This is a genomic window from Prevotella merdae, from assembly GCF_900290275.1.
In the GTDB taxonomy this organism is placed as follows: domain Bacteria; phylum Bacteroidota; class Bacteroidia; order Bacteroidales; family Bacteroidaceae; genus Prevotella; species Prevotella merdae.
The window spans coordinates 676510-691045 of record NZ_LT985324.1; the positions used below are offsets into that span (position 1 = coordinate 676510).

General features: G+C 44.1%; 9 protein-coding genes. 6 read left to right on the top strand and 3 right to left on the bottom strand.

Translation table 11 applies throughout. From position 1 onward, the window contains the following. Positions 1-9: 9 nt before the first annotated feature. The 3 genes from uvrA to C9991_RS09395 form a co-directional block, all read right to left on the bottom strand. The gene (gene uvrA, locus C9991_RS09385; protein ID WP_106812283.1) at positions 10-2823 is read right to left on the bottom strand and encodes an excinuclease ABC subunit UvrA; all 2814 of its coding nucleotides are present in this window, start codon (positions 2821-2823) and stop codon (positions 10-12) included. Between the two features lies 1 nt (position 2824). After that, positions 2825-4822, bottom strand: a complete 1998-nt coding sequence (rho, locus tag C9991_RS09390) for a transcription termination factor Rho (RefSeq protein WP_106812284.1) — start codon at positions 4820-4822, stop codon at positions 2825-2827. A 332-nt stretch (positions 4823-5154) separates the two neighbouring features. Next, the gene (locus C9991_RS09395; RefSeq protein ID WP_106812285.1) at positions 5155-7401 is read right to left on the bottom strand and encodes an inorganic phosphate transporter; all 2247 of its coding nucleotides are present in this window, start codon (positions 7399-7401) and stop codon (positions 5155-5157) included. Between the two features lie 272 nt (positions 7402-7673). Here C9991_RS09395 and ileS point away from each other — a divergent pair, with 272 nt between their 5' ends. From ileS to nadC, 6 genes are all read left to right on the top strand, one after another. Further along, positions 7674-11297: an isoleucine--tRNA ligase gene (ileS, locus tag C9991_RS09400; protein ID WP_106812286.1), complete on the top strand. Its 3624-nt coding sequence runs from the start codon at positions 7674-7676 to the stop codon at positions 11295-11297. 78 nt (positions 11298-11375) lie between these two features. Then, positions 11376-11756, top strand: a complete 381-nt coding sequence (locus tag C9991_RS09405; protein ID WP_106812287.1) for a TraR/DksA family transcriptional regulator — start codon at positions 11376-11378, stop codon at positions 11754-11756. Positions 11757-11758: 2 nt separating this feature from the next. After that, positions 11759-12397, top strand: coding sequence for a lipoprotein signal peptidase (locus C9991_RS09410; RefSeq protein ID WP_106812288.1), 639 nt, complete (start codon positions 11759-11761; stop codon positions 12395-12397). Between the two features lie 5 nt (positions 12398-12402). Continuing rightward, positions 12403-13428, top strand: coding sequence for a DUF4296 domain-containing protein (locus tag C9991_RS09415; protein ID WP_157949428.1), 1026 nt, complete (start codon positions 12403-12405; stop codon positions 13426-13428). 24 nt (positions 13429-13452) lie between these two features. Next, entirely contained in the window at positions 13453-13659 is a 207-nt protein-coding gene (locus C9991_RS09420; RefSeq protein WP_106812290.1) for a hypothetical protein, read from the top strand. 26 nt (positions 13660-13685) lie between these two features. Next, entirely contained in the window at positions 13686-14534 is an 849-nt protein-coding gene (gene nadC, locus C9991_RS09425; RefSeq protein ID WP_106812291.1) for a carboxylating nicotinate-nucleotide diphosphorylase, read from the top strand. Positions 14535-14536 lie beyond the last annotated feature (2 nt).

The following is a 14536-nucleotide window of genomic DNA, read 5'->3' on the forward strand; positions in this document are numbered from 1 at the left end:
AGCGAATGGTTATTCACTCAAGATAAGTTTGTCTTTAAGGTATTTGCCTGTCAAACTTTCCTTGCATTTAATGATTTCCTCTGGTGTTCCAGTTGCAACAATATTGCCTCCCTTGTCTCCGCCTTCAGGTCCGAGGTCTATAATATAGTCGCCATTCTTTATGATGTCCATATTATGTTCAATCACAACAATAGAATGCCCTTTGTCTATAAGAGTGTTGAATGATACCAGTAACTTGTGTATGTCGTGGAAGTGAAGACCAGTAGTAGGCTCATCGAATATGAACAAGGTTGGTTCTTGACGCTCTTGTCCAATAAAGTAAGCCAGTTTTACTCGTTGGTTTTCGCCACCTGACAATGTAGACGAACTCTGTCCGAGTTTTATATATCCCAATCCTACGTCTTGCAACGGCTTAAGTTTTGTTGCTATTTGTTTCTGGTCATATTGTGTGAAGAAGTCTATAGCTTCAGACACAGTCATATTCAGCACATCGTATATACTCTTCTCGTGGAAGCAAACATCCAAAATCTCCTTCTTGAATCGTTTGCCATGACAAGCATCGCATTGCAATGTAAGGTCGGCCATAAACTGCATTTCCACATTTATCACACCTGCACCTTTACATTCCTCGCATCTTCCACCTTCGGCATTGAATGAGAAGTATTGGGCGGTAAAGCCTTCTTGCTTGGCAAGTGGTTGGTCGGCAAACAACTGACGTATCAAGTCGTATGCCTTAATGTAGGTAGCTGGGTTTGAGCGTGTGCTTTTGCCTATTGGGTTTTGGTCAACAAACTCAACATGCTTAACTTGTTGCCAGTCGCCTTCAAGTGACGAATATTCTCCAGGAGGATCTGCCACTTCGCTGAGATGTCGTTTTAATGCAGGGTATAATATACCCTTAATCAATGATGACTTGCCAGATCCACTTACACCCGTAACTACAGTCAATACATTAAGCGGAATCTTTACGTCCAATCCACGAAGGTTATTCATTCTTGCCCCTTTTATTTCTATAGCCATATTCCATTGGCGTCGGGTTGGGGGAACAGAAATTTTGTCAACACCTTGCAGATAGCGTACGGTATGACTGCGTGTTGTCTCTACATCAATATCTTTTATTCCGTCAACACTTCCTTCATACACAATCTCGCCACCAAGTCTACCCGCATCAGGACCAACATCAATAAGGTAGTCGGCAGCGCGCATAATCTCTTCGTCATGCTCTACAACAATGACAGTGTTTTGCAACTGCTGCAATTCGCGGAGTACTTTTATAAGTCTTTCTGTATCGCGACTATGCAGACCGATACTTGGCTCATCAAGAATGTAAGCCGAGCCAACAAGTGAGCTGCCCAAATTAGTTGTCAAGTTAATTCTTTGACTCTCGCCGCCACTAAGAGTGTTTGATAGTCGGTTGAGTGTAAGATATCCCAATCCCACATCAAGAAGAAACTGTAGTCGACTCTTAATTTCTGCAAGCAGACGTTTGGCAATGATAGCCTCGTGTTCTTCCAACTGTAAGTTGTCAAACCATCGTTTAAGATTGTTTACTGGCATTTCTACAAGTTCGGTTATGCTCATACCGCCAACCTTTACCCATGTAGCTTCCTTCTTTAGTCGGGAACCATGACATACCGGACATGTTGTCTTACCTCTATATCGGCTTAGCAACACACGATATTGAATTTTGTATTGATTCTCCTTTACCATTTGGAAGAAAGAATCGATACATACCTTTCCATCTGGAGCCTTGTCGGATGGCAATCCATGCCAAAGCATATCCTTCTGAGTTTTGGTAAGATTGTAGTAAGGTTCGAATATAGGGAACTTATCCTTTGCAGCCCTTCTACAAAACTCTTCCTTCCACATACCTAGTTTCTCTCCATGCCAACATTGCACACAACCGTCGTATACGCTGAGCGAAGTATTGGGTATTACGAGTTTATGGTCAATGCCCATAATCTTTCCATAGCCTTCGCATTCGGGACATGCACCAGCAGGTGAGTTGAATGCAAACATATTGTCATTTGGACGTTCAAACTCTATGCCGTCTGCCTCGAATTTGGTAGAGAAGTCGTATGTGATATTAGAAGGGAAGAAAACAATACGACAAATGCCATTGCCTTCGTAGAAGGCTGTTTCTGCCGAATCGGTGAGTCGTGATATGGCATCCTTGTTGGAGCTTGTACTCATTCTGTCAATCAGTATGAATATGTCCTTTGGATTTACCTTGTCTAAGTCGGTGTCAGATACAAAATCGTCAATTCTGTAAAATTCCTTTTTATAGAAAATGCGCGAATAGCCTTGCTGAAGTTCCATATTAAGTTGAACCTCCAAGGAGCGTCCTTCGTTAATGACGAGAGGAGCCAATAGGGCAAACTTTGTACCTTCCGAATATTGTTGTGTACATTTAATAACATCCTCTACGGTATGCACCTTAACCTCGTTGCCGCTTATAGGCGAGAATGTGCGTCCTATTCTTGCGAACAACAATCGCATATACTCGTATATTTCGGTAGATGTACCTACTGTGCTTCGTGGGTTTCGTGATATAACCTTCTGCTCAATGGCAATGGCTGGAGGCAATCCCTTTATCATATCACATTCGGGTTTGCACATCCTTCCAAGGTATTGGCGTGCGTATGATGATAGTGACTCAACATAACGTCGCTGACCTTCGGCATAAATAGTGTCGAAAGCCAGCGATGATTTGCCAGAACCAGATACGCCAGTAATAACAATTAGCTGGTTTCTTGGTATCTTAAGGCTCACGTTTTTAAGGTTGTTTACACGTGCGCCTTTAATCTCAATGTATTTATCCATTTTACGAATTCATGGAAAGCAAGAACTCTTCATTGTCGCGAGTATGGTTCATGCGATCGTGGATAGAATTCATTGCTTCTATCGGGTTCATGTCTGCGATATATTTGCGTAATATCCACATGCGGTCGAGTGTAGTCTTATCCTGCAACAAGTCGTCACGACGAGTGCTTGACGCAACAAGATTGACAGCTGGGAATATACGCTTATTAGATAGTGAACGGTCAAGTTGAAGCTCCATATTGCCAGTTCCCTTGAACTCCTCGAAGATAACCTCGTCCATCTTTGAGCCAGTGTCGATAAGAGCAGTGGCAATAATAGTAAGTGAGCCTCCACCTTCTATATTACGTGCAGCACCAAAGAAGCGCTTAGGTTTCTGCAATGCATTGGCATCAACACCACCAGTAAGCACCTTGCCAGATGCAGGCGACACTGTGTTGTATGCACGTGCCAATCGAGTTATAGAGTCGAGGAATATCACAACATCATGTCCGCATTCAACCATACGCTTGGCTTTCTCAAGCACTATGCCTGCAATCTTCACATGACGTTCTGCCGGTTCGTCAAAGGTAGATGCGATAACCTCAGCGTTTACAGTGCGAGCCATATCGGTAACCTCCTCAGGACGTTCGTCGATAAGCAGCATCATAAGGTAAGCCTCTGGATGATTTGCAGCTATAGCGTTGGCAATATCCTTCATAAGGATAGTTTTACCAGTCTTAGGTTGAGCCACGATAAGTGCACGTTGTCCTTTGCCTATAGGCGAGAACAAGTCAACAATGCGAGTGCTGAGATTTGTGGTCTTCTTTTCACCGCAAAGGTTAAACTTCTCTTCTGGGAACAATGGTGTTAGATGTTCGAATGCAATTCTGTCTCTAACGTCCATTGGCTCACGACCGTTAATCATGTCTATGCTTGTCAATGGGAAGTACTTTTCCCCATCATGTGGTGGGCGAACATGACATTCTATTACGTCACCAGTTTTCAAACCATAGTTCTTGATTTGCTGTGTTGATACATATACATCATCAGGAGACGAGAGGTAGTTGTAGTCGCTTGAACGCAAGAAACCATATCCGTCAGGCATTACTTCAAGTACACCATTGGCAGTTATAAGGTCTGTAAAGTCGTAAATAGGTTCTTCCTCTTCAGGCTGCTCATAATTGTCGTGCTGGTCGTTTGGCTGCATTGTTGGGTTGTCAAACATATCATAGTTTGGCACAACACCTTGGTCTTCAATAGGAAGGTCAACAACGGTAATGAAGTCGGTACCATCACCTGGATCTCCCTCCCATACGCTATTGTCGATAGGCTGTTGTTTGTCTTCAGCATAATCGTTGTTCTCGTTATGAGCATTTATTTTTTCTTGAAGCTTAGCTATAAGTTCCGACTTGTTTGAATCGTTATCATTTTCGTTTTCGCTTTTTGGGGTGAACGAAGCTTCTGGTATTTCGTCTGTCGTGTTTGACGATGGGGCTATCTCAGTATTCTCACTATTGTCCATTTCTGTAACATTTGTGTTAATTGGCTCTTCGGTTGTTGTTTCGGTATCTTTGTTACCTGCTAACAATTCGTTTTGTTTTTTGCGTGCTTCTATAGCCGAAAGAAGTTCCAACTCTTTCTTCGATTTGCGTCCTCTATGCTTTGGTATAGCCATTAGCATTTCTTCAGGAGTTAGTTCTCTCTTTTCTATCTCTTCTTGTTGGTCTTCTTCAGAAGTCACGCCGTTTGTCTGAGTTGTTTTTGTTTTCTTGACATCAAAGTTTTCTCCTTCTTTGCCACTAACAGTATATACTCTGTCTGTGTCTTTCTTTACTATTCGGGTGCGACGACGCTTGGCAGCAAGAGGATTCTTCATGCTTCCTATCTCTGCCTGCTTGTCAAGAATAGCGTACATTAGGCTCTCTTCGTTCGAGCCATTAGTCGCCTCTGCACCCATCTCGTTTGCAATTGCCTGCAATTCCGATATATTTTTGGCTGATAATTCGTCTTTACTATACATGGAAATTAATAAAATAATGTAAGAGGTACGTTTCTGAATTGAAACGTATATAACTTGAAATTATAATTGTGCTGCAAAGTTACAAATATTATTCTGATTACATAGTCAAACAAAGTAAATGATTTTGTTAATTAACACATCTTAACTGTGGCGAATTATAACAGTGGTGAATTCTGTTTATTACTTTATGCTCTTTTTCTTTGCTTTTTAGGGTGCATAATTCAAAAGATATTGTAATATAATTCAAAAGAAATTCTATGAAAAAGAGGAGTGTCGAAACCCTATATTGTAAGTTTCGACACTCCTCTATATAATAATGTATTTATGTTTAATTAGCTTTCAGAGAACTTTTTGGCAGCGCGCAACTGGTGGCGCATGTTGCTTAATAGCTGCTGGCTCTCCTGCAAGAGGTTGAGGTATACCAGTGATACTTGCAGATTATTATTGCCCTTAGCCTGCTGTATTCTGTCAATGTGGCGCTTTCTTACAATAGACAACTCGTCTTTGCACTGGTCGGCCATAGCAAGAGTATCGCGGTAATGTTCGAATCTGCCAGTAGAAATCTGTGCCTCAGTCTGCTGCATAAGGTCGTTTATATTGGCACGTATCGGTCTGAATTCATCGATGTATGTCTGTGGTAGCGGATTAAAGTTGTTGTCAACATGTTCCTTAACTGGGTCGAGAATTCTTCGCAAGCAATATATATACTGTTCAGAAGAGTTTATTCCAAGGTGGAACCAAGTGTTGCGCTCTATTGCGATGTCGGTTGGTACGCGCTTTAGGGCGAGCAACTCCTGACGTCTGAATATTTTGAGCATGTCTTTTTCCTTAGACAATTCCTTTGCAACCTTGCGCAATATTCTTGGACGTTCATTTTCCAATCCGTCCAATATATTGTTAAACTCGTTGATAGCAAATCTTGCAGTAAAGCTCTGTGTGCGTGCTACATGCTTTGAGAGCAAGTCCCATACAATCTCTGGGTCGTGTGTGCTCATCATGAGGCGGAACACATTGCTCTTGTCTGCCTCTTTCTCCTTCTTGGTATACTGGCGGTTGCTGCGGATGAGGAGGAAGATAACCAAGCCTATGAAAAGAATCTTGGCAACAATTCCACCATAGAACATAATGAGGCAAACCACAGCACAAGCACCAAATGCAACAGCAGCTGTAATGAACCAACCACCTATAACGCTTATCACGCCAGTTACTCTGAACACAGCACTCTCGCGGCTCCAAGCTCTATCAGCCAAAGACGAACCCATAGCCACCATAAATGTTACGTATGTTGTAGACAATGGCAACTTGAAGTTTGTACCTATTGTGATAAGCATAGATGCAAGTACAAGGTTTACGGCAGCACGTACAACGTCGAAAGCTGCTCCGTCTTCAAGCTCTACTTCCTGCTTGTTGAATCGACTGTCAATCCATCTCTTTATACATTCCGGCATGTACTGCATAATCCAGCTGTTGGTGTCTTGTGTCACACGAACAATGCTACGAGCCGCACGGCTTGTGCCAAACATCTCGTCACCCTCATCCTGACGGCTAAGGTCCACACTTGTATTGATTACGTTGCGTGCCTTCTTCGATGTTGCCATAGCAATAATCATTACTACACCAGCAGCGAATAGATAGAATGGAGGAGTCTGTGCCGAACCTTTAAGCGAGTCCATATAGAAAGCTGTGTCGGCTGCTCCGTTGGCATTAGCCATAAAGTCATTATAAGAGTCGAGTCCGGCAAGAGGCACACCGATAAAGTTTACAAGGTCGTTGCCAGCAAATGCCATAGCCAAGCCGAATGTACCCATCAGTACAACAAACTTGAACACATTGATTCGCAGCAAGTGGAATATCTGCATTACTATAGACGAGCCAATAAATGTATAAACAAGCAGCATACTCGTATTGGCCTGTACCCAATCCCTAATGTTGTCGTCAAGATAATGGCTCTTGCATATGCCCTTCAAGAAGATGAAATAGGCGAGTGATGTGAAGGCAATGCCACCAAACAATGCGATAGAATAGCGAGAGTGCTTCTTATAATTAAAGGTGAAGACAACGCGCGATATCCACTGCACTATACAACCGAATACAAAGGCAATGGCTACACTCACGAATATAGCTACAATAACGCTAAGTGCTTTGTCGGTGTTAAGCAAGTCGCCGAATTGAAGCGATGGGTCTGTTGCTATCTTCAGTGCTGCAATAACAAAGGTTCCGCCTAACAACTCAAACACAAGCGAAACGGTTGTAGATGTAGGCATTCCTAATGTGTTGAACATGTCGAGCACAATGACATCCGTAACCATTACGGCAAGGAATATTGTCATTACATCGTAAAATGTGAAGTTAGATGGCTGCATAATACCATGTCTTGCCACATCCATCATGCCAGACGACATAACTGCTCCCAGTGCAACACCGGCCGACGCTACGATCATTACCGTGCGAAACTTAGCCACTTTAGCTCCAATGGCACTGTTAAGAAAGTTCACGGCATCGTTGCTGACACCTACGAACAGGTCGAATACCGCCAAACACAGCAGGAATACGACGATACAAAGATAAATTGTTTCCATTTATTATTATTATGTTTTGTATATAATCTTGATTGCTATATTTTGCATCTTATCTTAAAAGTATAGTCATTGTCTCATTTTGATGTTGCAAAATTACGCTGTGCATATTACACCATGTTTAAACACATATTACAATCCTGTTACGAAATGATTTGTTTCATATTAGTTGACAACATTTTTTGTTACCAATATCGCACGTATGTCCTCGTTTTTCATTAACTTTGCATCCGTTATAACATTTCTGAGAAATTAATATAAAACGATAATATAAAATGTCAAACAAGTTTGTTGAACACAAGGGTTTCAATCTTGTAGAAACCAACAAGGAGGTTTTAGACAAGTGGATGGCTGATGATGTCTTCCATAAGTCAATCGACGAGCGTGAGGGTTGTCCACAGTTCGTATTCTTCGAGGGTCCTCCCTCGGCTAATGGTCATCCGGGTATCCATCACGTGCTGGCGCGCGCTATTAAAGACACATTCAACCGTTACAAGACTATGCAGGGATTCCAAGTTCACCGCAAAGCAGGATGGGACACACACGGACTTCCCGTTGAGCTTGGCGTTGAGAAGGAACTCGGTATAACAAAGAAGGATATCGACAACAAGGCATCCGAGAAGTACATCTCTACAGAGGATTACAACCACAAGTGCCGTGAGAATGTGATGATGTTTACTGCCGAGTGGCGTAAACTTACCGAGGAGATGGGCTACTTCGTAGATCTCGACCATCCTTATATTACATACGACAACAAGTACATTGAGACTTTGTGGTGGCTTCTAAAGCAGCTCTACAACAAGGGCTTGCTTTATAAAGGCTATACTATCCAGCCTTATTCGCCAGGTGCAGGTACAGGCTTGTCTTCGCACGAGCTTAACCAGCCTGGATGCTATCGTGATGTTAAGGACCTCACAGCTACTGTGCAGTTCCTTATTAGGGATCCTAAGGCCGAATGGACCAAGTGGGGCAAGCCTTACTTCGTGGCTTGGACTACAACACCTTGGACATTGCCTTCTAACGTTGCGCTTTGTGTTGGTCCTAAGATCGACTATGTTTCTGTAGAGACATACAATCTCTATAATGGCGAGCCAATGACTCTCGTTATGGCAGAAAATCTTGTTAAGGCATATCTTAAGCCTGAGCAGGAGTGCACAGAGGGCGAACTTTCTCCGTTTGACAAGGAGAAGAAGCAGTGCCCATGGCGCATTACTGGCCATTTCAAGGGAACAGAGCTCGAGGGTATGCACTATGAGCAACTTATGCCATGGGTTAAACCATGCGAGAAGGTAGATGACTTTGCACCGAAGTTTGTCATCGAATATGCTGCCGCACATCCCGAAAAGGTATTCACAAGCGAGGATGGTCGCGACAAGTTTGTCGAGATGGAGAGCGAGGCTTTCCGTGTAATACTCGGCGACTATGTTACTACCGACGATGGTACAGGTATCGTTCACATCGCTCCTACATTTGGTGCCGACGACGCCAAGGTGGCTAAGGATGCCAATATCCCTGCTTTATACCTTATTAATAAGAAGGGTGAGACCCGTCCTATGGTTGACCTCCAGGGTAAGTTCTATCTCATTGACGAGCTTGACAACAACTTTGTCAAGGCTTGTGTTGATGCCGAGAAGTATGGACACCATGCAGGCGACTACGTTAAGAATGCCTACGACCCACAGTTCAATAAGGACGGTGTATGGGACAAGAAAGCGTCTGATAAGGCCGAGGACCTCAACGTTGTTCTCTGCTATGAGCTTAAGCAGGAAGGCAAGGCTTTCAAGACCGAGAAGCACGTGCACAACTATCCTCACTGCTGGCGTACCGACAAGCCTATCCTTTACTATCCGCTCGATAGCTGGTTTATCAAGGACACGGCACGCAAGGAACGCATGGTAGAACTCAATAAGACTATCAACTGGCAGCCTGAGTCTACCGGTACTGGTCGTTTTGGCAACTGGCTTGAGAACCTTAACGATTGGAACCTATCACGTTCTCGTTTCTGGGGAACACCGCTGCCTATATGGCGTGACGAGAATCGTGGCGAGAAGTGTATTGGCTCACTCGAGGAACTATACGCAGAGATAGAGAAGTCGGTAGCTGCTGGTATTATGAAGAACAACCCGATGAAGGACAAGGGCTTCGTTTCTGGCGACTACTCTAAGGAGAATTACGACAAGATAGATCTTCATCGTCCGTATGTAGACTATATCGTTCTTGTAAACGATGAAGGCAAACCAATGCACCGCGAATCCGACCTTATCGACGTTTGGTTCGATTCTGGTTCTATGCCTTACGCACAACTCCACTATCCGTTTGAGGGCGAAATGTCACGTGGTACCGAGGAAGACCGCAAGGCTCTTGTCAATAGCCAGTACGAAGGTTTTGCTATCGCGCCTAAGTTCTATCCGGCTGACTTCATAAACGAGGGAGTTGACCAAACACGTGGATGGTTCTTTACACTGCACGCAATCGCAACAATGGTGTTCGACTCTGTAGCATTCAAGAATGTAATCTCTTCTGGTCTCGTTCTGGATGCTAAGGGCAACAAGATGTCTAAACACTTGGGCAACGCCGTTAACCCATTCGACCAGATTGAGAAGTATGGCGCCGATGCCGTGCGTTTCTATATGATGACCAACTCGGAGCCATGGGACAACCTCAAGTACGACGAGAAGGGTGTCGACGAGGTTCGTCGCAAGTTCTTCGGCACATTATATAATACATACTCGTTCTTCTCTGGATATGCCAATGTGGATGCATTCGACAACGAGACAGCCCAGGTACCAGTGGCAGAGCGCCCGGAAATCGACTGTTGGGTACTTTCTGTTCTAAACACACTTGTTAAGGGTGTACAGAAGGAAATGGAAAGCTACGACCCCACACGTGCTGGCCGACTGATAGAGGACTTCGTTAACAACGACCTCTCTAACTGGTATGTACGCCTTAACCGTAAGCGTTTCTGGGGCAAGGAAATGTCGCAAGACAAGCTCGCCGCTTATCAGACACTCTATACATGTCTTACTACAGTGGCCAAGCTTCTAGCTCCTTTCGCACCGTTCTTTGCCGATCAGCTTTTCTGCGATCTTGGTGCTGCACAGCTCGAGAATACTACATCTGTGCATCTTGCTAAGTTCCCCGTAGCCGATGAGTCACTTATAGACCGTGAACTCGAGGAGCGTATGGGTATGGCACAGAAGATAACTTCTATGGTTCACGCTTTGCGCAAGAAGGTTAATATTGCTGTACGCCAGCCACTGCAGGCTATAATGATTCCTGCTGTTGACGACGAGCAGCGCCGCCATATAGAAGCTGTTAAAGACCTTATCCTCTCTGAGGTTAACGTTAAGGAACTTCGTTTTGTCGAGGGCTCAGGAGTGCTTGTCAAGAAGGTTAAGTGCAACTTCCGTACAATGGGTAAGAAGTTTGGCAAACTGATGAAGGGTATTGCCGCTGCAATGTCGGCTCTCGATCAAGATCAAATTGCTGAGCTCGAAACCAATGGCAAGATTGCTGTTGAGGTAGAAGGCAATGCTGTTGAGGTTGAGGCTGCTGATGTAGAGATTATCTCAGAAGATATCCCAGGCTGGCTCGTTAGCAATGAGGGCAAGCTTACAGTGGCTCTCGAGATTGAACTTAACGACGAGTTACGCAATGAGGGTATGGCTCGCGAGCTTATCTCACGTATACAGAACCTCCGTAAGGAGACTGGTCTTGAGATAACCGATCGCATCTACGTTACACTTACACCTAACGAGAAGATAGAGAAGGCCGTAGCAGGATTTGCCGACTATATCAAGTCGCAGGTACTTGCTCTCGACATCACTCTTGCCGACAACGACGGAGCTGAGACAGAAATAGACGACTTCAAGATTAACATCAAGGTCGTTAAAGCATAAAACAAATCAATAGGAGGGGCGGCTTTTAGCCGAACCTCCTATAATTAATTACCTAACTACAATTAAACTACAACAATCATGGCAGAAAAGACACGTTACTCTGATGATGAACTTCAGGAGTTTAAGGAGATAATTAACGAAAAGCTGAAACTCGCCCGACGCGATTTCACACAAATGATGGAACAACTTCGCAATGCCGACAATAATGGTGTTGACGATATAGCGCCAACATACAAGACCCTTGAAGAAGGCAGCGCTGCACAGTCAAAGGAAGAGATTGCCCAAATGGCAAACCGTCAGCAGAAGTTTATTGCAGGTCTTGAGGCCGCACTTGTGCGCATTGAGAACAAGACATATGGAATAGACCGTATGACAGGAGAGCTTATTCCTAAGGAACGTTTGCGCGTTGTTCCGCACGCTACACTCAGTGTTGCGTCAAAGAATGCACGTAAAAAATAAAGATGAAACAAACAACTAAAACCGTCGGCATGGGATGGATTGCAGTGATTATCATCGCTGCAATCCTCATTGTCGACCAAATCATTAAGATAGAAGTCAAGACAAATATGTCGCTTGGCGAAGCCTTGCGCATAACCGATTGGTTCTATATAGAGTTCATAGAGAATAATGGCATGGCATATGGCATGACGTTTATCAACAAGCTTGTGCTGTCTTTGTTCCGTATGTTCGCTATCTGTGGAATTGGTTGGTATATATGGCGTGTGGTTAAGTCGGGTCTTTTCAGCAAAGGCTATATCGTATGTCTTTCTATGGTATTGGCTGGAGCTGCTGGCAACCTTATTGACTGTCTATTTTATGGACTCATATTCAATGCTTCAACACCATTCAATGTAGCACATTTTGTGCCTTTTGGTGAAGGCTATTCCACATTTCTGCATGGAAGGGTGGTGGATATGTTCTATTTCCCGATAATACATACACAGTGGCCCGATTGGGTGCCGGTGTGGGGTGGCGACGATTTTGTCTTCTTCTCTCCGGTGTTTAATTTTGCCGACTCATGTATTAGTGTAGGCGTTGTATTGCTATTGCTCTTCTTCCGTAAGGATCTTGAGAGAATGTCCTTGGCATGGAAAAAATAAATAAGATGAAAACAAACAATTGGATGAACATCTGTAAGTCTTTTGTTGTCGTTGTATTTGCCGTGTTGTCTATTGTAGGTTGCAAGCCTGGTATTCCGGATAAATACCTACAGCCCGACGAGATGGCAGACATATTGTACGACTATCATCTTGCCGAGGGTATTGCCAATGGTTCAATGCAAGACACCAGAGATACTATCGCCTTGCGCACTTTTCGTGCCAGCATATTGCGCAAGCACGGCGTGTCGCAAGCCGATTTCGACTTGTCGCTTGTCTACTATACGCGTCATACCAAGCTTCTTGAGGATATATATACCAAACTTGTCGACCGATTCAATTCGGAGTCGGTGGCTCTTGGAGGTGCCTCTATGCAGTTTGGCGACGATATTGCAAGCAGCGACACAACAAATATCTGGGGACAGGCTTCTTCTTTTGTGCTTACTCCATTTGCAGCTGCCAATAGATTGACATTCAACCTACAGGCCGACTCTTCTTTCTATGCAGGCGACCGGTTTATGCTTGACTTTGATGCCGCATTTATTTATCAAGATGGCATGCGCGATGCTTCGGTGGTGCTTGCCGTTACCTATGCCAACGACAGTACCGAGTATGTCAACAATAGTGTAATGTCGTCTTCGCACTTCCATCTTCAGATAGACAATACAGGACGCTTGCCTATCAAGTCGGTACGAGGTTTCTGGCTTTTGTCAAGCGATCGTTCTATGCCTTCGTCTTCGCAGACTACATTGAAGCTGCTTGTTGTAAGCAATGTCAAGCTTATTCGTATGCACACCAAACCTATTGAGGACTCTGGTCAGAACAATGGTGAAACAGCCGATTCTACCAAGTCATCTAAGGACAGCATGGTTGTTGGTCAGCAGAGACAAGTGTCTACGTTTCCTCGCAAGCCAATGTCTGGTCAGCCGTTAAGACGAGTTTCTGATCAATCAATAAAGCCTCTATCCGACAAGTCGCTCACGCCTATTTCTGAAAAGCCACAACGAGCGCTCAAGTTGAAGCCTACACGTTAATATATAGTATATTAAATAAGGTATATGAAGCGTCAGGTAGCAGCTAATAGGATAATAACCTCTGACAATACAGAGATTAAGTTGGGTGTTGTCGAGCTTGACGATACCATTGTTACTCGTGTATACAGTCTGCAAGGCGAGCAGCCGTTCACCGAATGGATAGGAGGAACAATAACAATAAAGACGGCAGACGGCGTTATGCATGCCTATAAGGACAATAAAATGATATAACTAATAAAAATTAATAAAAAGAGATTATGCTTAGTGTAAACGAATTGGAAGACCGCCTTATCGACCTCTCTTTTACAGAGGATATAGGCGATGGCGACCACACAACCCTTTGTTGTATTCCTGATACTGCTATGGGCAAGTCGCACTTGTTGATTAAGGAGGATGGTATCCTCGCTGGTGTAGAGGTTGCAAAGCGTGTATTTGCACGTTTCGACCCTACTATGCAGGTTGAAGTACTCATCAACGATGGCGCACATGTAAAGAAGGGCGACATCGCTATGGTTGTTACCGGCAAGGTGCGCTCATTGCTCCAGACCGAGCGCCTTATGCTTAACATCATGCAGCGTATGAGTGGCATTGCCACTATGACAGCAAAGTATGTTGAGCGTCTTAAGGGTACAAAGACTCACGTGCTTGATACTCGCAAGACTACACCTGGTATGCGTATGCTCGAGAAGCAGGCTGTAAAGATAGGTGGTGGTATGAACCATCGTATAGGTCTGTTCGATATGATTCTTCTCAAGGACAACCATATTGACTTTGCTGGCGGCATTGCCAATGCCATCAACCGTTGTCACGAGTATCTTAAGGAGAAAGGCTTGGACCTTAAGATTGAGATAGAGGTGCGCAACTTTGATGAGCTTCGTCAGGCTATGGAGTGTGGTGGCATCAACCGTATTATGCTCGACAACTTCTCTGTAGAGGATACAAAGAAGGCTGTAGAGATTGTAGCAGGCAAGTACGAGACTGAGTCGAGTGGTGGTATCACTTTCGACACTATCCGCGACTATGCTGAGTGTGGTGTCGACTTTATCTCTGTAGGTGCTCTTACCCACTCGGTTAAGGGTCTTGACATGTCGTTTAAGGCTTGCTAATA